At 49.9% G+C, this 19,318-nt stretch carries 18 protein-coding genes; 5 read left to right on the forward strand and 13 right to left on the reverse strand.

What is annotated here, in order from left to right; translation table 11 throughout:
* Window positions 1-19: 19 nt before the first annotated feature.
* The gene (tehB, locus tag OGY10_RS12330; protein WP_204192517.1) at window positions 20-616 is read right to left on the reverse strand and encodes a tellurite resistance methyltransferase TehB; all 597 of its coding nucleotides are present in this window, start codon (window positions 614-616) and stop codon (window positions 20-22) included.
* Window positions 616-1,617 carry a dicarboxylate transporter/tellurite-resistance protein TehA gene (gene tehA / locus OGY10_RS12335; RefSeq protein ID WP_286576808.1) on the reverse strand — a complete coding sequence of 334 codons (1,002 nt, stop codon included), beginning with the start codon at window positions 1,615-1,617 and terminating at the stop codon, window positions 616-618. Before tehA ends, tehB begins: the two co-directional genes overlap by 1 nt.
* Before the next feature lie 113 nt (window positions 1,618-1,730).
* Here tehA and ydcK point away from each other — a divergent pair, with 113 nt between their 5' ends.
* Complete coding sequence (ydcK, locus tag OGY10_RS12340; RefSeq protein ID WP_032943537.1) at window positions 1,731-2,711, forward strand: YdcK family protein; 981 nt, start codon at window positions 1,731-1,733, stop codon at window positions 2,709-2,711.
* Here the strand turns inward: ydcK and rimL are convergent.
* The gene (gene rimL, locus OGY10_RS12345; protein WP_234096133.1) at window positions 2,703-3,248 is read right to left on the reverse strand and encodes a 50S ribosomal protein L7/L12-serine acetyltransferase; all 546 of its coding nucleotides are present in this window, start codon (window positions 3,246-3,248) and stop codon (window positions 2,703-2,705) included. The two genes, ydcK and rimL, sit on opposite strands and share 9 nt — an antisense overlap.
* A gap of 218 nt (window positions 3,249-3,466) precedes the next feature.
* On the opposite strand from rimL, the gene alr reads away from it, so the two are divergent.
* Window positions 3,467-4,693, forward strand: a complete 1,227-nt coding sequence (gene alr / locus OGY10_RS12350; RefSeq protein ID WP_286576809.1) for an alanine racemase — start codon at window positions 3,467-3,469, stop codon at window positions 4,691-4,693.
* A gap of 66 nt (window positions 4,694-4,759) precedes the next feature.
* Here the strand turns inward: alr and OGY10_RS12355 are convergent, their stop codons facing one another.
* From OGY10_RS12355 to OGY10_RS12370, 4 genes are all read right to left on the reverse strand, one after another.
* Window positions 4,760-4,984: an HP1242/YdcH family protein gene (locus OGY10_RS12355; protein ID WP_003833168.1), complete on the reverse strand. Its 225-nt coding sequence runs from the start codon at window positions 4,982-4,984 to the stop codon at window positions 4,760-4,762.
* 167 nt (window positions 4,985-5,151) lie between these two features.
* Window positions 5,152-6,807 (reverse strand): glucan biosynthesis protein D, encoded by a 1,656-nt coding sequence (locus tag OGY10_RS12360; protein ID WP_103015377.1) that lies wholly within the window; start codon window positions 6,805-6,807, stop codon window positions 5,152-5,154.
* A 193-nt stretch (window positions 6,808-7,000) separates the two neighbouring features.
* Window positions 7,001-8,344, reverse strand: a complete 1,344-nt coding sequence (gene hglS / locus OGY10_RS12365; RefSeq protein WP_003020282.1) for a 2-oxoadipate dioxygenase/decarboxylase HglS — start codon at window positions 8,342-8,344, stop codon at window positions 7,001-7,003.
* A gap of 119 nt (window positions 8,345-8,463) precedes the next feature.
* A complete protein-coding gene (locus OGY10_RS12370) occupies window positions 8,464-9,366 on the reverse strand; it encodes a manganese-dependent inorganic pyrophosphatase (protein WP_267441858.1) in 903 nt (300 codons plus the stop codon).
* A gap of 231 nt (window positions 9,367-9,597) precedes the next feature.
* Between OGY10_RS12370 and pcaQ the strand changes: the two genes are divergently transcribed.
* Window positions 9,598-10,521: a pca operon transcription factor PcaQ gene (pcaQ, locus tag OGY10_RS12375; RefSeq protein WP_003020288.1), complete on the forward strand. Its 924-nt coding sequence runs from the start codon at window positions 9,598-9,600 to the stop codon at window positions 10,519-10,521.
* Between the two features lie 40 nt (window positions 10,522-10,561).
* On the opposite strand, the gene OGY10_RS12380 is transcribed toward pcaQ, so the two are convergent.
* The 3 genes from OGY10_RS12380 to OGY10_RS12390 all read right to left on the reverse strand — a co-directional run bounded on the left by OGY10_RS12380 (window position 10,562) and on the right by OGY10_RS12390 (window position 13,846).
* Complete coding sequence (locus OGY10_RS12380) at window positions 10,562-12,250, reverse strand: methyl-accepting chemotaxis protein (RefSeq protein WP_286576813.1); 1,689 nt, start codon at window positions 12,248-12,250, stop codon at window positions 10,562-10,564.
* A gap of 169 nt (window positions 12,251-12,419) precedes the next feature.
* Window positions 12,420-13,538: an S-(hydroxymethyl)glutathione dehydrogenase/class III alcohol dehydrogenase gene (locus OGY10_RS12385; protein ID WP_008784862.1), complete on the reverse strand. Its 1,119-nt coding sequence runs from the start codon at window positions 13,536-13,538 to the stop codon at window positions 12,420-12,422.
* 32 nt (window positions 13,539-13,570) lie between these two features.
* Complete coding sequence (locus OGY10_RS12390; RefSeq protein WP_003833178.1) at window positions 13,571-13,846, reverse strand: metal/formaldehyde-sensitive transcriptional repressor; 276 nt, start codon at window positions 13,844-13,846, stop codon at window positions 13,571-13,573.
* Between the two features lie 722 nt (window positions 13,847-14,568).
* On the opposite strand from OGY10_RS12390, the gene OGY10_RS12395 reads away from it, so the two are divergent.
* Together OGY10_RS12395 and OGY10_RS12400 are read left to right on the forward strand one after the other, a co-directional pair.
* Window positions 14,569-14,931: a CHAP domain-containing protein gene (locus OGY10_RS12395; RefSeq protein WP_286576814.1), complete on the forward strand. Its 363-nt coding sequence runs from the start codon at window positions 14,569-14,571 to the stop codon at window positions 14,929-14,931.
* A 1-nt stretch (window position 14,932) separates the two neighbouring features.
* A complete protein-coding gene (locus tag OGY10_RS12400) occupies window positions 14,933-15,385 on the forward strand; it encodes a DUF3828 domain-containing protein (protein ID WP_057068233.1) in 453 nt (150 codons plus the stop codon).
* 491 nt (window positions 15,386-15,876) lie between these two features.
* Here OGY10_RS12400 and OGY10_RS12405 read toward each other — a convergent pair whose 3' ends face one another.
* The 3 genes from OGY10_RS12405 to OGY10_RS12415 all read right to left on the reverse strand — a co-directional run bounded on the left by OGY10_RS12405 (window position 15,877) and on the right by OGY10_RS12415 (window position 19,316).
* A complete protein-coding gene (locus OGY10_RS12405; protein ID WP_286576815.1) occupies window positions 15,877-16,665 on the reverse strand; it encodes a hypothetical protein in 789 nt (262 codons plus the stop codon).
* A 185-nt stretch (window positions 16,666-16,850) separates the two neighbouring features.
* Window positions 16,851-17,897, reverse strand: a complete 1,047-nt coding sequence (gene ompA / locus OGY10_RS12410) for a porin OmpA (RefSeq protein WP_286576817.1) — start codon at window positions 17,895-17,897, stop codon at window positions 16,851-16,853.
* 150 nt (window positions 17,898-18,047) lie between these two features.
* Entirely contained in the window at window positions 18,048-19,316 is a 1,269-nt protein-coding gene (locus tag OGY10_RS12415; protein ID WP_063940790.1) for a Y-family DNA polymerase, read from the reverse strand.
* Between the last annotated feature and the right edge of the window lie 2 nt (window positions 19,317-19,318).

Genomic DNA, 19,318 nt, shown 5'->3' on the forward strand with positions numbered 1-19,318 from the left:
GTTAACCCAAACGGGAGGTTCAGGAAGTTTTGCGTGCCAGCATGGTGGCAAAGCGCAGTTTAATTCGATTACCGTTTTCATCTGTACGATGAAGTTCACCTACGTCTTCGTTATATTTCAGCAGATCCCACCCGCTGTAATAACGACGTAATTCTCCAGATTTAAACGCAAACGGAAAACCAACGGTGCACGGAAAATCTTCGGTATCCATCGCCGCGACGATTAAGTTGTATCCACCCGGTTTAGTACAACGTTGCATATTCTCAATAAGGCCAGGGATTGTTTTGGCTTCAAGGAACATCAACACAACGGTAGATAGAATAAAATCGTATTCACCCTCAAAACGTAACGCATTAAGGTCAGCGACCTTCGCGTTCAGGTTGGTCAGCCCCTCAGCCGCTTTGATGCGCTCAAGGTTAGCGATGCTCATGGGGTTTTTATCCCATGCAGTAACGTCATAGCCGTTTGCCGCCAGGTACAGGCTGTTTCGGCCGTTACCGCAGCCCAGATCTAACGTTTTACCTGGTGCAACCACTTTTGCCGCTTCAACGACATCGGAATGCGTACGGGTTAAATCATATTTTTCAGTAAAGTAGTTTTCGTCGCAAAGGGTCATTATTTATCCTCAGATTTCAGTAATGCAGCACGCTCCGTGCGGATGAGCAGTTTCCCCTGCATCAGCAATGCAAACGTACGTATCAGTAATAATGCAATGATAAAATTGGTAAAAATAAACAGTGGGATAGACAGCGTATGAAAAAATCCTGATTCACTGCCGTGTCCAAGATGCAATCCCGTTGTCGCCAACGCAGACACGCCAAACGAGAAGCTCCAGAATGACGCATTAAATGGCTGTGACAAATACCACGGCATAAGGCGTAGCATGAACAGAAGTTGCAGCAGACCATAACCAAATAGCATTTTAGCTAACGTATCCCCCTCGCCGCCGTTGACGCTAAGCCAGGCACTACAGGCCACCAGCGCGGGTGCCAACTGTATACCAAGTGAAGTACGTAAAACCGTCGGTAGTTCACCGCAGCTACGTAAACGCTGCAGAATCACCGGCTCCAGGCTGAGCCAGGAAAATACCCCGGCGCCTAAAAACACCAACCCGGCATCGTTGAACCCAAGTGCACCACAGGCCATGGCGCTGATAAAGTTATTGGCAACGGTCGGCAGATACAGACCCGGCGTGGTGGCCTCTTCCGGATGCTCCCCACGCCACAGCCCTGCCGTTTGCCAGGCGGCGTATGAGAGCTGTATCACCACACCAATGCTGAACAATCCTAACGCCAGCGGTCGATACCACGGAACAAATCCAATCGCGACCAGCATCGTGGTGGCCGGAAACAGACTGACAAAGCTACTCATCACCGGATGACGAATTTCCGCCAGTACGCTATGCGGAAAACGCAGTAAACGGCTCAGAAAGGCCAGCGTCAGCAATCCCCAGATGACCATTGCAAGGATGACTAAGCCATCACCAATCCAGTGGCTCACCGGCCACACCTGGCTGGCGTAACGCCACGCAAATCCCATCCCAATTGTACCCAGTACCATGCCAAAATAACCGGCCGGAAGATTGAGGACCCGTTCACTCTGTTTGTTCTTACTCATTTTGTTTATTTTTTAAAGTATATTTGAAATGCATTTTATGGAATATCTGCCGGTTTAGCCAGTGCAGAAAACTTTGCTACGTTTAACTAAGGTGCGCAACATGGAAATGAGCTATGACCAAATACCGTCTAAGCGATGAATCTCGCTCCTTTAGTTACCTGGATAATGGCAATAAAAAAAGTGTATTACTACGCCAAATCATCGCACTCATTGATTTTAATGATGTTAGATCCGGTACGCTCGGTGGCTGGATTGATGATGAAAGCGTTCTGTCGCAAAGCGGTAATTGCTGGATATACGATGAGAATGCGCTCGCGTTTTGCGGCGCGACGATAACCGGAGACGCCCGTATTACACAGGCAAGCGTGGTCAGAGATGGAGCGCAGATTGGTGATGCCGTCTGGATTGACCGAGCAGAAATCAGCCATAACGCGCAAATACGTGACAACGTCACCATTCAGGATTCTGTTGTTCGCGGTGAGTGCCTCATCTGCGGTGATGCACGCATTGTGTGTGACTCTGAAATCATTGCAGCCAGAGGGTTAACCCGTGAAAGCGACCAGCTCCTGCAAATTTACGAGCGTGCGGCAGTCAGCAATTCACGCGTGGTGCATCAGGCGCAAATCTATGGCGATGCGATGATCAATTATGCCTTTATAGAACATCGGGCTGAAGTTTTTGATTTTGCACGGATAGAAGGCAACGAAGAGAATAATGTCTGGATCTGCGATTGCGCCAAAGTCTATGGGCATGCACGCGTCATCGCCGGAACGGATGAAGACGCCATTCCTACCCTGCGCTACAGCTCGCAGGTGGCGGAACACGCGGTGGTTGAAGGTAACTGCGTGCTGAAACACCACGTGTTGGTTGGGGGGCATGCGCAATTACGTGGCGGACCGCTCCAGCTTGACGGTCACATCCTGATTGAAGGCTATGCCTGTATTCTGGGTGAAGTGCTGATCGAGCATCATATTGAGATAACCGATCAGGCCCAAGTTGAAGCCTTTGATGGCGATGCGATCCATCTGCGCGGGCCAAAAGTGATCAACGGCGAACAACGTATCACGCGCACCCCTATCGCCGGTTTATTCTGAAGAGCCATCAATGATGCGGGCGTAGAGATTCACGTCATGGTAATCGCCATTAAGGAACTCCGCCTGTTGCATACATCCCTCCAGTCGGAAGCCATTGCGCAGTGCAACCTGGTTGCTCTTGACGTTATCTACACGACATTTAATCACGAAGCGGCGAATCTCCTGGCGCTGCGCATAATGATGAATCATTGCCTGTAGCGCCTGAGACAGAATGCCTTTGCCCTGGAGCTCTTCACCCAGCCAATAACCAATATAAGCGGCTTTGTTCAGCGGCTCTATCTGGTTAAACGAGATAACGCCAGCCACCTCCCCTTGTTCGAAAATAAGGAACATTTTGGCGTAGCCGCGCTGGTGCAACATCATATTCCCCTGCACGTTCTTACGCGTGTCGTCCTCAGATTCGACAAACTGCGGCCAGTTCAGTGACTGTTGGAGCCAGGTTTTATTTTTAAGCACCAACTGATGCAGAGGGGTGACGTGGTGTTCTTCTACCGCCCGCAGTTCCAGCGCGTCACTAACGATAATTATTTCTGACATGTTTATCTCCTTTGCGATCGTAAACGGGGCATTTCTGACTGGCAGTAGCCGATATTACTCTGTTTAGCGCCGGGAATGTCTTATTTTTATGCTGTAACAGCAATCACTTAGAAAGAATCTCTGGCGTGGAACCCGTTACTCTGGTGATCCGGGTATCCCCTCATGGATAGACCGTAATGATGACAATAACACTTTCATTCTATTGCTAAGGAGCAAGCATGGCAGCACCTTTGGGTCGTTTAGCACTTATTCCGCTTTTACTGATTACCGCCTGTCACCAACCTGTTTCTACCACGCAAGCGGGCCCCGTTCCCTTTGCCGTCAATAAGCAACAGGTCGTGGATAATACCACGCTGGAAATTTCCCGTAGCGCGCTGGAATATAACATTCATAAAGTTCAGCAACTGCTGGGAGATAAAACCCGGATGTGCGCCATTCTTAAAGGCGACGCGTATGGCCACGATCTCTCACTGGTAACACCGGTGATGATGCAAAACGGCGTACAATGTATTGGCATCGCCAGCAACGAGGAGATTAGTACCGTTCGCCAGTCAGGCTATACATCGCAGCTCATGCGCGTGCGTAACGCGACGGAAAAAGAGATGCACCAGGCGGCGGATTTCGATACCGAAGAGCTTATTGGTAATCTGGATATGGCTAAGCGTCTAAGTGCAATCGCTCAAGAGAAAGGTAAAACTATTCGTATCCATCTGGCGCTGAACTCTGGCGGTATGTCGCGTAACGGTCTGGAAGTCAGTACCGCTGCAGGTCTGGAAGAAGCACGCGCTATTTCCGCATTACCCGGCCTGAAAATTGTCGGCATCATGTCGCATTTCCCGGAAGAAGATGCGGCAGTGGTAAAACGCGATCTGGCCCGTTTCAATACGCAATCAGCCCAGGTACTGAAAATTACCGGGCTTAAGCGCGAAGATGTCACCCTGCATGTCGCGAATACGTTCGCTACCCTGACCGTTCCAGAATCCTGGCTCGACATGGTGCGTGTTGGCGGTATTTTCTATGGCGATACCATCGCCAGCACCGAATACAAACGCGTCATGACGTTTAAATCTGCCATCGCGTCGGTAAACCATTACCCCAAAGGAAACACCGTCGGGTATGACAGAACCTATACCCTTAAACGTGATTCCGTTCTGGCCAATATCCCGACAGGTTATGCCGATGGTTATCGGCGTGTGTTCAGTAATGCGGGGCACGTGCTGATCCGCGGCCAGCGGGTTCCGGTACTGGGTAAAACATCCATGAATACCGTGATCGTCGATGTAACCGATTTGCCGCAGGTTGCATCCGGTGATGAAGTGGTGCTGTTCGGTAAACAGGGAAATGCGCAGGTTAGTGCAGAAGAAGTCGAAGAAATTAGCGGCGCGTTGTTCACTGAAATGTCGATCCTCTGGGGGGCGACGAACAAACGCGTGATGGTCGATTAACACCTAAAACAGGAAGGGCTTCCGTTTCTCGCAGGAAGCCCTTTTACACAGCAAGCGCCGTTCTACTTAGCTCTCACTGACACTCTCTTTTTGCAATATTTTGAGCAGATCTTCCTTCAGGTGGAGTTTCTGTTTCTTAAGACGAACAATGTCCAAACTATACCCCCGACCATCCGAACCTTCCAGTCTGGAGATCTCATGATCAAGGCTGTTGTGTTTTTCGAATAAGGACAGAAAGCGAGGGTTCTCGGATTTCAGTCGGGAAATAAGGTCTCTGTATTCTGGAAACATACTTTCTCCCTGTTAGTGGACAAGAACGTGTATAAGAAATACACACCCACAGAGTACCCATTTGCCATACAGAAAAATGCGAACAGGATCGAGTAAATAGTGTACAGAGTCGTTATGAGGATGAATGCAGATACGGCTCCCCATCAGGAGAGCCGTAAAGGGGGGGCTTAACGCATCTCGCGGTCGTCAACGTACTGACGTTTATCCGGCGCTGGCGGGAAGTACTGATACAGCCAGGTTTCGCTGATGGCGTCACCCTGACAACGCAGGAACATACGCATATCTACCGGATCGGTTGAGTCAGAGGTCGGATACCAGTCAAACTGAATGCGATAACCGTCGATAGGCTCCACGTAGAGGATCTCAATCTGTTTCGCTTCACCGCTGGAGAGCGTAATCACCGGTTCAATGCCTTTCGGCGCAGCCGCTTTTAGATCGCCACCAACGAAGTCAACGGCAAAACGACGCGCCCATTTTTCTGGGTAATGCTCGCCCGGTGCCCATCCTTCCGGGAAACCGCCCATGCCTGTCCGGGTCGCCATCACGCGAGCCAGCGGTGAACGCACCGGCGGCTGAGCGCTCCAGTACAGGCGATATTTGAATTCCAGCTCATCGCCAGCTTTGATCTTCTTGTCCGGCTGCCAGAAGCAGACAACGTTATCCAGCGTTTCGCCGGTCGTCGGGATCTCCATCAGACCGATGGTCCCCTTGCCCCACTGGTTGCGCGGTTCGACCCACAGGCTTGGGCGCTTGTTATACCAGCCCATGATGTCCTGATAATGGGAGAAGTCGCGATCGAGTTGCAGCAAGCCAAACCCTTTCGGGTTGTTATCGGTATAGGCGTTGAACTGCAGCTTTTGCGGGTTATTCAGCGGACGGCAGATCCACTCGCCATTGCCCCGCCACATCGCCAGACGATCGGAGTCATGGATTTGCGGGTGAATAGTGTCGCACATCCGACGCTCGTTGTTGCCGCAGCTGAACATGCTGGTCATCGGCGCAATGCCGAGCTGCTTGATGTCTTTGCGCGCATAGATGTGGTTTTGTACATCCATAATCACCTGCGTTTTCTCGCAGTGGATCACGAACTTGAATGCGCCGGTTACGCTTGGGCTGTCGAGAAGCGCATACACGGTAAAGGAGGTTGCGCCCGGTTTAACCGTTTCGAACCAGAAAGAGGTGAAATCAGGAAACTCTTCTTTGCTGTCGGTGTAGGTATCTACCGCCAGACCACGGGCCGATAAACCGTACTGATAGGTGTCATCCACGGCGCGGAAATAGCTGGCGCCCAGGAAAGAAACGACATCGCGGCGGGCCAGTTCTGGCGCTTTAAACACGCGGAATCCAGCGAATCCGAGGTCAGTCTGCCCTTCCAATTGTTTGGTATCCACACCCGCGTCGTTGTATTTAAACAGTTCCGGACGGAAGTGAATTTCACGCGCCATATGCGTACTACCATCAACCGAGAACATGCGTACACGGCGACGGAAGCCCATTCCCACGTGGAAGAACTGCGCATCAAGCTGACGATTTTCAACATTGTTCCACAGAGACTGCTCTGCGTCATATTGAATGCTGTTGTAGGCCTGCGGCGTCAGTTTCGCCAGCGTTTCCGGTAACGCGCGCGGTGCGCCGCCCCAGGGCTTCTGTGCTAAGTCATGGGCCATCGATTGCAGAACGGAAAAATCAAAACGTACGGTTTTTCCGTCTGCAATGTCAGACTCTGCCGCAAAGGCGGCGCGGGAAAAGAGTGATGCAATACCACTGGTTCCGCACACGGCGGCCATTGCCATTGAACCTTTAATAAATCGTCTGCGATTCATGCCTGAAAGTGAGTCCTTCTGGTCGTGTAAATGGTCCCGCGCCGGTCAAAATCAGCGGCAAGAGAGTGCACATTTCTGACCGCTCACTCTAGACAAAATTCATTAATAATCCAATTGTTGGTCGCCGATTATCTGTACAAAATCGAAAATATTTTATGTCGATGGGAACAGACCGAATCCCATGTAAATTCCATTAAAGTAAACCACACCGACGTTTACTTCGCTCTTGAGCCTCCTGATACAGCGCAAACTCATCATAAACCGCGCAACCCAGCGCCTGTTCAAACGCGTCGCGGCTGGAATTTCCGTGGCTGCGAGCCTGTGTTTCATTGCCCAAATTGGACTGGAAAATTCCTGCGGCGCTCACCGGTAAAAAATCTTCGTAGGTGATGGGTTGCGCAACCAGCCAGCCCCGTTCAATAAGCGGCTGCGGATCGTCATCAGGGCGAATCGCCTGCCGATGCGCTTCACCCGATGGCGTCAGACGATAGCGGAACCAGGCTAGCCCCTGCTGGCGCAGCAGGAATTCGCTGTCCGGAAAGGCCTTGAATACTTCCTGAAGGTGTAGCTGGTGCGTCAGATTGTCTTTCCCCGTTCCCGCTTTATTCAGCAATTCGTCGTACAACGCTCTGCCTTTCGGCGTCAGGGCCACGCCGCGCTGTTCGATTTCACCAAAACGTGCCGTGTGAGTGCCACGCATTTCACCGGCAAACAACACCGGCTCTTCCAGCGCTTTGAAACTGGTCTGACGTAATAAAATCGGCACCTCGCGGCGCGGCGGCCCTTCAATCAGTATTTTGGGCTCAATGCCGCATTCCGGCATCATCGACTGCACCCGGTCAATATCCAGCGTTCGCGGTGTCAGATGGTTGATATGACAACCGGGGAAGCACACTACATCAGCAATCAGCCGGTGTTCGTTATGTAATGCGTGATAGGTCTCTTCATCGACCGTGGCGTGCTGATGCCAGCGGAATGTTTCCAGCGCTTCATGCACAAATTCTTGCGCCTGTTCAGATGTAAAACTGCCCTGCGCATCAAATTCATCCAGTAGTTCGTGGCAACGGCGAGTGAAAATATCGCGTTTCGCGAGGATCTCAGCGGCCTTTTGCCGCAGCGCGGCGTTTTCGATTAGTTCGAGCCGTAATAACGAGGTGAATACCCGAAACGGGTTGCGCGATAGCGAGGCATCGTCGATGGGACGAAAGGCTGTAGAATGTACGGGGACGCCCGCCTGGGAGAGATCGTAATAACTCACCGGATACATGCCCATAACGGCAAACATCCGGCGCAGCGTAGAAAGCTCCTGCGCGGTACCCACTCGAATGGCGCCATGACGCTCAACGTTTAGCCGGGCCAGTTCATCCGCATTCGCCAGTTTTTCATGCAGCGTCGGATTATTTTCCAGTACCGCCAGATTCACATCAGCGACAAGTTCCAGCAACGTGCCATACTGCGGGACTTCCTGCTGGTACATTGCTGACATTGCCTGCGAAAATTGTTCCCGAATCTCATCTGCCGTGATGGTGTTCGCCATAATGTCATGCCTCCAGTGAATATTACCTGGAGTGTAGAAAACGCCGCTGACTCCGGTGGGAAGAATTTACAAAGTGTGACCCGCGTAAACTTCCCACCCATACAAAAGATGAACAGTACCTACTGGCGTGGTTTCAAATGACTTTCCAGCCAGGGCAGCATCTGTTTTTTACGGCTAAGCATACCTTCGACCTTGCAAGGCTGCGGGATGTCTGAAAGTTCTGATCCAGCAAACCATAAGCTGGTATCACCCAGATTGATGTCAGTGAGCATCAGCACGACTAACGCAGCGTTCTTTTCTTCTGCATAGCGCGCCATTTCCTGACGGAGATCGTCCAGCACCGCATCCACCTGTTGCAGCGCATAGAGTTCGAGCTGCGCTACACAGACTGAATGTCCATGGATGGTGAAGGTTTTAATGTCTTTCTGCAAAAGTTCCCGGGCGCTCATCCCTTCCACACTTGTTTTAGCTGACAGCAGGTCGCGACTGAAAGCGTCAAGATCCACTCCGGTTTTTTGAGCCAGCGCATCAACCGCCAGGCGATCGTCAGAGGTGGTCGTTGGTGAACGAAGCGTGACAGTGTCACTCAATGCGGCGCCGAGCAGTAAAACAGCCTCAGCGGAAGATAACTGGTTGCGTTGATCCTCCGTCATCAGTTGCCACAGCAGGGTTGCGCTACTGCCGACGGGCTTCACCCACACTTCCGGTGGCAGACGGGTGACTAACCCACCAAGTCGGTGATGATCGATAATTCCCACCACGTTACTTTCTGTTAACGATTCCGGTCCCTGGGCCGGCTCGGTGAAATCGACCAGCCAGACATCACGATCGGTCAGTTCAAACGTCAACCGTTCAGGCATCGTCAGCCCCGCATGCTCAAAGATAAACTGCGTTTCGCGGTTAGGCTCGCCCAAACGCCATGCCGTCGCCTGCTGGCCACGTAAACTAAGCCAACGCGCCGTCATTGCGGCGGTGCAGATGGCATCGCTATCGGGATTAAGGTGCCCTATTACATGTATCATTCATCAGTGCCTTGTGAAGAGAAATCGTTCAAAAGTAAACAATCACCAAAGTATAACGACTGGCCACACTCCCTTCCATGATCCCACCACCCAGCAATGCTGTACAAAACATAAGCAAAATAAATCAGTTGTAAGTAAAACATGATAAATGTTAATAATATTTTGCTATCAGGTTATCAAAAACAAACAACTTTACTTGTCACCGATACGGCTCTGTTTTTAACATCGCTTATGGAAAAAAATGTTCTGTTCAATCAGCGCATTCGCTTGCGCCACCTTCATACTTTTGTCGCCGTTGCACAGCAGGGAACGTTGGGGCGCGCGGCTGAGACCCTTAACCTGAGCCAACCGGCTCTCTCCAAAACGCTAAATGAACTGGAGCAACTGACCGGTACCCGTCTCTTTGAGCGTGGCCGCCTTGGCGCGCAGTTAACGCTGCCCGGAGAACAGTTTCTTACCCACGCGGTAAGAGTGCTGGATGCGCTCAATACCGCCGGACAAGCGTTAAATCAGCGCGAAGAGTCGCAGACTGATGTCGTACGGATCGGGGCCTTACCCACCGCGGCACTGGGCATTCTGCCTGCGGTAATTGGTCCTTTCCACAAGCAGCAAATGGAGACCACGCTACAGGTCGCCACCATGAGCAATCCGATGATTCTGGCAGGTTTAAAATCCGGGGAAATCGACCTTGGCATTGGTCGCATGGCCGATCCGGAATTGATGGTCGGTCTGAATTATGAATTGTTGTTTCTGGAATCACTTAAACTGGTCGTGCGCCCTAACCATCCGCTGTTGCAGGAAACCATCACGTTAAGTCGGGTAATGGAGTGGCCGGTGGTGGTTTCGCCAAAAGGAACCGCGCCTCGCCAGCACGCAGAAGCATTGTTGCAAAGTCAGGGTTGTAAAATGCCGCCAGGCTGCATTGAAACGCTGTCAGCATCGCTTTCCCGCCAGCTGACGGTTGATTACGACTATGTGTGGTTTGTCCCTTCAGGTGCGGTTAGAGAGGATTTACGCCAGGCGACGCTGGTGTCGTTGCCGATACCAACCCACGGTGCGGGTGAACCCATCGGTATTCTTACCCGTGTCGATGTGCAACTCTCTCAGGCCGCGCAAATCCTTATCGCCGCAATACGCAAAACCGTACCGTTTTGATGCCAAATATTAAGGGACCATCAGGTCCCTTAATTTATTGTTAAAACGTTTCCCAGTTATCGCCACTGGCCGTTGCCGTCTGCGGACGCGATTGGTCAGGCGTAGTGCTTACGGGAGGGCGTTTAATTGCACTCGTTCCCGTTAAGCGAAATGTACCTACGGCTTCCGTTAAGCGCGCCGCCTGCTCTTCGAGAGAGGCCGCCGCAGCCGATGCTTCTTCAACCAGCGAGGCATTTTGCTGCGTAACCTTATCCATTTCTGATATCGCCTGGCTCACCTGTACGATACCCCGGCTCTGCTCATCAGAGGCCGCCGCAATTTCCAGCATGATATCGGTCACGCGTTTTACCGCGTCGACAATATCCGTCATCGTATTGCCCGCCGCGACGACTTCTCCGGAGCCCTGGTCAATCAGTCGGACCGATTCGCTGATCAATCCTTCAATCTCTTTTGCCGCCTGAGCGCTGCGGCTGGCCAACGTACGGACTTCACTAGCGACCACGGCAAATCCACGCCCCTGCTCTCCTGCCCGCGCCGCCTCAACCGCCGCGTTCAGCGCCAGGATATTGGTCTGGAAAGCAATGCTATTAATCACGGCTGTGATTTCGGAGATTTTCTTCGAACTCGTTGAGATATTACCCATGGTTTTCACCACGCCAGAAACCATCTGACCGCCGCGGCTGGCCTTACCGGAAGCATCTTCCGCCAGTTTGCTTGCGTGATGCGCGTTGTCGGCGTTTTGCTTCACCGTGGCGGTCAGCTCTTCCATGCTGGCTGCCGTTTGTTCAATCGCTGCGGCCTGTTGTTCAGTACGTGAAGACAGATCGGTATTACCCGCCGAAATCTCACTGGTACCGCGGTATATTTCTTCCGCACCCTGACGTACCGTACCCACCGTTTTCCCCAACGATCGTTGCATTGTCTGTAGGTGACGGCTCAGACGGCCAATTTCGCTACGCCCGGTCGGTTCATCTTGCATCGTCAGATCGCCCGCGGAAATTTGCTCAATACGCTTGGCCGCGCGTAGCAGAGGGTGAATGACCGTGCGGCGCAGAACAATGAACGTCATTACGGTCAGCGCCAGCGCCAGGACAAATGCGCCCAGCATAAAAGCCATGCCGAGTTGTGTACGCTGATGCGCCTGTTCGCTTAACTGGTTCGCCCTTGCGGTACGGATGTCGATCGCTTTCAACAATACCTTGTTGTAAGCAGTATCCAGCGGTCTGGCCTGTTCATTTTCATGGTTGATGATCGCTTCAAACATGCCGTTTTTAGCGTACTTCAACATAGGCTGTAAGCCATCGATATAGGCTTTGAAGCTGGCGCTCAGTTCAGCATCTAACGCTTCATCGGCAGACGTTTTTACCGCGCGTGACATATAAGCATTGAAACCGTCCTGCGACTGCTTGATCCGTTTTTCGGCCTCGGCAATATTGGCCTTCATGTCATCCATTTCGGCAATACGGCTCGCCGCGCCGGCGTGGATCATGTTGATACGTGCGGTACGTAAATGGTTAGAGCTGTTAGATAACCCCATCCTGACCTGAATCTCATCGGTCACGTCGCGCTGATCGCGATCGGCCTGCATAAGAAAATAGCTTGCCAGCCCAGAACTTAGGGCGAACAGCAGGAGAATGCCACCGAGAATGGAGGAAAACAGCGGAACCAGCCGGATTTGATGCAGAAAGCCCAGTTTATGCTGGGCTTGCATCGATGTAGTGTTGTCCATGACCGTCGACTCTCTTGTAGGGTTTATGCGTGAAAACACGCCCGTTAGATAGTCATCGGCAATCCGGGAAGTTTACTTACCGTGAAAAGCGCCGGATTCGTCACACTTTCACAACATAATTCTAAAAAATTCAGGAAAGTGCCAGCGGTTAAATCCGCTGGCCAATGAATCAGTTATCGCCAAAGTGGATAACGGTACGGATGGACTTACCCTGGTGCATTAAATCGAACGCTTCGTTAATCTGCTCCAGCGGTAAACGGTGGGTAATAAAGGGATCCAACTGAATTTTCCCGCTCATTGCTTCTTCAACCATGCCAGGAAGCTGAGTACGCCCTTTCACACCGCCAAACGCGGAACCGCGCCAGACACGCCCGGTAACCAGCTGGAACGGACGAGTTTTGATCTCTTGCCCTGCTCCCGCCACGCCAATGATGATGCTTTCGCCCCATCCTTTATGGCAACATTCCAGTGCCGCGCGCATCACGTTAACGTTGCCGATACATTCAAAGCTAAAATCCACGCCGCCGTCGGTCAGCTCAACGATCACATCCTGAATCGGTTTGTCGTAATCCTTTGGGTTGATGAAATCGGTCGCGCCCATTTCACCTGCCAGCTTAAATTTTTCCGGATTGGTATCAACGGCCAGAATACGCCCGGCTTTCGCCTGCACCGCGCCCTGAATTACCGCCAGACCAATACCGCCCAGACCAAATACGGCGACGGTGTCGCCTTCTTTCACTTTTGCGGTGTTATGGACTGCTCCGATACCGGTGGTCACGCCACAACCCAGCAGACACACTTTGTCCAGCGGGGCCTGCGGGTTAACCTTCGCCAGAGAGATCTCCGCGCAAACGGTGTATTCGCTGAAGGTGCTGGTGCCCATATAGTGATAAATCGGCTCACCGTTATACGAGAAGCGCGTTGTGCCATCCGGCATCAGACCTTTGCCCTGGGTCGCACGTACGGCCTGACACAAGTTGGTTTTACCCGATTTACAGAACTTACACTCGCCGCACTCTGCGGTGTACAGCGGGATCACATGATCGCCCGGTTTCAGACTGGTGACACCTTCGCCTACTTCAACCACAATGCCGCCACCTTCATGGCCAAGTACCGCCGGGAATACGCCTTCCGGATCGTCGCCAGAGAGCGTAAAGGCGTCGGTGTGGCACACGCCGGTATGGGTAATTTTAACCAGCACTTCACCTTTCTTTGGCGGTGCGACGTCGATTTCGACAATTTTTAACGGTTGGCCGGGGCCGAATGCAACTGCTGCACGTGATTTCATTTGTCTCTTCCCATTATTGCGAGGTGATGATGTTATTTTAGATAAGCACGCAGAAGATGGCCGATTTCAGCCATGCGCACGGCACGCTGGTCTGGCGTAGTTTCCCCACTGACCAGCTCGTCTTTCAGATGGATCTCAACCATTTCGCCCATCAGGCCATTGGATGCGCCGCGCACAGCGGCAATTTGCTGCAGGATTGCCAGACACGGTTCGCCAGATTCCAGTGCACGCTCAAGCGCATCAACTTGACCGCGAATACGGCGTACACGGGTGAGAATGCGTTTCTTGTCTTCAGGTGAATGCGGCATACGCCCTCCAGATACTATAGGGGGGTATACTATCAGAATTTTTATGTGATTGTAAAATATAAGATTTATTTAATATCAGTAGCTTAGGTTAAGCTGTTATCGGATATATGCGGACACCCGTTTACTATCGCCTGCGCAGGCAAACGGAACCCCGGTTTATATCCACAGCGCTATGTGGGTATGAATGACTGTCGCCAGTTCCCGCTGGCGGCGGTCAACCACCTTCTAATAGTCACTACGCTGCGATGGAGCTGGGTGCTGATTACTGGCAATAAAAAACCGCCCAAGGCCGGCTGATTTTGATGTGTAACGGTTTAGCTAATTGGTTGATGATTAGTGTCTAATATCATTTCCCAAATATTGAAATTCTCTTCAGTACATCTGCCATAAGGTAAAGCTGTCGCCCTGGCTGTACGAAATTACCAATACGATACTCAATCTGTTCACCACCCGATTAGACACAAAAATTTCTTTCATCCGAAGGTTGTGCTGCGCCCCTTTTATTTTACGCTCGCTAATTTAACGACGGACCTTCGTTAACCACTTCGGCTCCGCCCCCCCTTTTTCATTACCTAAATATATAATTCCATGTTTTATGACTTAATTAACTTCATATTTATTCTTGATGATGATTAACATCACTTAATGATAACTTACAAAAACAATTAAATTTAAAGCGTAATGTTTTATTGTGGGCTTTTTTATTAATACAAGGAAACGTTATGAGCTGGAATAAAGATGCTGCCGTTAATTACGCACGAAATCACGCAGGAAGTGCCAGTCAACATAGATGCGCTCATTTTGTCTCTAATGCCGTACGCGCTGGCGGCGCTAGACTCATCAATACAAACTATGCAAAAGATATGGCGTTTAACCTACGTGCAGCAGGCTTTCGAGCTGTTTATGGCGCCCCAATGAAAGGCGATGTTGCTTTAATACAACCGATCGCTGGCCATCCGGCGGGACATGCTTGCATTTACGGCGGTGATGGCACCTGGTATTCAGATTATAAACAAAACAGCATGTACCCCGGCAATAATTGGGCATCTGCGGCACCGTCTTATCAATTATTCAGGCACAATTGATATGAAATTATTAATATTTACCAGCCTACTAATCTGCACTTCCGCGTTCGCGACTGTTTCCCCTACTGGCCCAGAGGCAGCAGCATTGAAATTTAATCACTGGTATATTGCACAATTGTTAAAAGAGAAAAACCCTTTAACGGATTACGCTGGACTTAAACCTTACGTCACTACCAGCACGATTGCCGCATTGAAGAAATCTAATGCGGCCGACCCCAATACCGAAGACGTACCGGACTCTGATATGTTTATCAAAGCCCAAGATTATAGTGAAGACTGGCGGCAGATCAAGATTGTGTCGTCAGATTATGATCCCGTGTGTATGCAAGTTTATGTGTCGTTTGGAACGAATAAAGCACATACCGTTATCGACTGTATGGTGCAGGAAGGCGGGGCCTGGAAAGTTCAATCTGTAGCCAGACAGGATATCTTGCCGAACATCAGTCTAAAGTAATCTATGTAAAGCCCGTTAATTCGTACGGGCTTCATTCCCCTTAATTATTTTTTCGTTGCGCTATAAGCTTGCGCAAATCGATACCAAACCGTTTTTTAATACCCCGAAGATAACTTCCTTCAACCCCTTATAACCGAGCATACCCAACACAAACACGATCTCATTGTGTGTAAATGTGACCTCGCCAACTTGCGGGATAGTGAACGTTACGTTTGGGAGGTGAGCTGCTGCAAACATCATGATCACTGCCCCGATCAGGACGTCACCGCAACATTCACGGAACTTTCCACCCCAATGAAAAAACCGAACGATAACGCCCAGGGCAACCAGGATTACTAATTTATGGTTCACCGCAGCAGATTTATCAATACCTCATCACAGGCCATCGCGAGGGAACGGATATTATTCAGCATTTCAAGGAGTACGGCAGTAGCGAAACGCAACATCTCTAGTTTGTATTCCTGCCAGGACTAAAACAAAACTGTGTTTTATCATATTAATTTGAACAACACCCTGATTGGCTTTAACTGTGTCAGATGCACCCAAAGATTATGTAGATTAATAAGACCTGCCTGATCCAGTATTGCCAGGGTGATCATCAATGTGGACGCGGTAATCACAAGCATCAAACGACTAATATTTTTCTGGATCCTGATCTGCTGCTTTTCCCGTTTATCTTCAGATTCCCATGAAACAATTGTTGAAATAGCCTTGCCTTGTATATAATATTTTTTATCACTAAATCTGACATCTTCTGTAATTACAAGTGACTGGAGCAGCAGAAAGACCTTCCTCCTGAAATCTTCATTCTTGATATGTTTATACCAAAGCGTCCCGTACAATAGATCAATAACCTCATCACATGTCACTCCAGTGTGAGTTTTCTCTGGCGATTGATGTACATATTCGTTCACCAGCATCTGTAGCAACATTATACGATCAAGTCCATTCAACGCCTTGTTACTGGCGAATGAAGAAAAGAGATTGCTTTTTGCTCTCGTCAGAGCATTTTTTGCATAAGCAATACGCGTAAAATAATTTATTGCAAAAAGAAAAATCGAATCAAACCTTAACGGACCTTGCTTTCTCCAATGAATAATCTCAACATTCATTTTTTCAATATCATTGAGTGGAAGGTTTATTTTCTCCATATAGGCGTGCTGCTCAGCATGCCATTTTTCAAGCACAACATTTTTGCCTCTTAGGCTCACAAGCTGATATTTTTCTTGTTTTACATCCGAAAAATAAACACCATAGTAATTATATACTTGATCATCCACATGATTTTTCAGAGTAAACCGTGGCAGAAAATAACGCCATAATCTACCTTTAGCTCTCGAAACTAAGGATTCTATGAACATAATTACGCTCTAACATCTTTAATTTGTCACAGTTAATGATAGTCCACTGTGCGAATAAAAAAGCCCTCCCCATTCGATAATGTGGAGGGCTTTTGTACACCGATTTAGTACTTATCAGTGATCTCAACAACGACATGGCGATCTGGAGCAAGGCAATTAATCAGCTGCTGTCCGGTCTGCCCATCACAACTGGATCCCGTGACAGAATCACTCGAACCATGTCCTTGTGCAGTAATATTTGCAGCTGGCATGCCTAACGCGACTAATTCATCGGCAACAGCCTGCGCGCGCTGGGCTGACAGTTGCTGGTTATAATCTGCGGCTCCGGTGCGATCGCTATAGCCAATAACAACGGTCGCTTTGTCTTTGGCCGGTTGCAGACCGGGATTTCGGTATAACTGCGCAATCGCCGCTTTCCCTTCTGGGGTTAATGCTGCTGAATCATAACCAAACATCACATCAGATTTTAAGTTAAAACGCTGAGGTTCAGGCGCAGGAGTTGCGGCAACTGCCGGTGCAGGCGTAACCTCCGCGTCGTCATGCTGGCCAAAGCGATATGACACCCCAGCGGTAACGGAACTAACATCACTTGATACGCCAATCTGGTTTTCATTACCCACATTGCTCACCCATTGATATTCCACGCGACCAGCCCAGTTCTTGTTAAAGGCATATTCCGTACCAACAGCCACAACCGGACGCACACCAGTATCAAAGCGGTTATTGCCTTTAATATCTGACTCCGCGCGATATCCTATTGCCCCTGCACGACCGTAGAGATCCCAATCATCAGTCAAACCATAACTTGCTTTCAGCGATAATTGCAGACCCTGGCTTTTCATTTGAGAACCAGAAGAACCATTTTTACCGTTGAATTGCATATTACCTAAATAATCATAGCCGCCTTCAACTGCCAGCCATGGAGTAATCTGGTAACCTGTAAATACCCCGCCACCGACGTTATCGCTATCAAAACCAACATCACCATATTTATTACCATTAGCCCCCGTTTGCTGGCTTGCGCTGGTATCAAAGTAATGCGACCAACCAAATTTCCCACCAGCATACCAGGTTCCCGCATCCGCTGCGGCAAATGCCGTAGTCGCGGTCAGTGCATTTGCAATAATGAGTGTAATAAGCGTCTTTTTCATAAATTTCCTATTATAGACTTGCCGTTTGTCAGTTAGTTATCTGTTAGTCGGCGCTACAATAAGATTTTTAATGAAGGCTGATAATCGTTTTTTTATTTATTTCTGGACAGTTTTAGAATCGCTCTGGACGCTTATTTACGATAACAATAGCTATCCCACCCGCAGTAAATCGCTATATCTCGTTGTATAACGCGGTGAGAGCATATCTCGCTTCATCGCCCACGGTTGTTGTATACCTTGTCCGGCAAAATAGAGCGTTCCTTTACCTTTTTCAGCATTGAGCGTATCCAGAACGGCCATCAGCTTATCGCTGTTATGCCGTGGGGCGTTGTCATCAAACAGATTCAACTGCGCAACGCCAGAACTAAAAAAATCGCCCAGCATGACCCCTGCTTTTTGATAACGCAGCCCCTCCCGCCATATTGCGTCCAGGCTACGTGTGGCCGCCCTTATAATTTCCCGACTATCCTGGGTTGGTGTCAGCAGTTTTATCGATGCGCTGTTACCGTAATACGGTTCATTCAGGGAAAATGGGCTGGTTTTGATAAACGTAGAGATAAACCGGCAGAACTGGTGCTCTCTGCGTAATTTTTCCGCAGCACGTGCAGCATAGGTACAAATAGCCTCTCTCATCGCATTGTAATCCGTGAGTTTTTCACCAAACGATCTTGAACAAATGATCTCCTGCTTAACTGGCGCAAACTCTTCCAACGCCAGGCACGGTTCACCGCGCAATTCCCGCACAGTGCGCTCAAGCACGACGTTGAAATGTTTGCGGATAAAGCGAATATCGGTATCCGCCAGGTCGCAGACCGTTTTAATACCCATGGCGTCCAGTTTTTTACTGATACGGCGTCCGACACCCCAGACTTCATCAACCGGGAGCGCAGCCATCAGCTTACGCTGACGCTCAATATTCGAGAGATCCACCACCCCGCCAGTCTGTTCCTGCCACTTTTTGGCAGCATGGTTCGCCAGCTTGGCCAGGGTTTTGGTCTGGGCGATACCGACCCCAACCGTGAGGCGTGTTTTCTGTAAAATGGTTTCTCTGATTTCACGACCAAAATCTGTAAGATCCCTGCAGTTTCGCACGCCGGTTAAATCACAAAAGGCTTCATCGATACTGTACATTTCCACGCGCGGAGACAGCTCCTCCAGAATCGACATTACCCTGCTGCTCATATCCGCATACAGCTCGTAGTTCGAACTAAAGCAGAACACGCCGCAGCGCCTGAACAGATCTTTCTGTTTGAAGTATGGTGCTCCCATATTGACGCCAAGCGCCTTCGCTTCCGCGCTGCTGGCAATGACACAACCATCATTATTTGAAAGAACAACAACGGGTTTACCTTTCAGGTCCGGTCGGAATGCCGATTCACAACTGGCATAAAACGAATTAACATCCACCAGCGCAAACATAA

Source organism: Citrobacter sp. Cpo148 (genome assembly GCF_030332375.1).
Classification (GTDB): Bacteria; Pseudomonadota; Gammaproteobacteria; order Enterobacterales; family Enterobacteriaceae; genus Citrobacter; species Citrobacter portucalensis.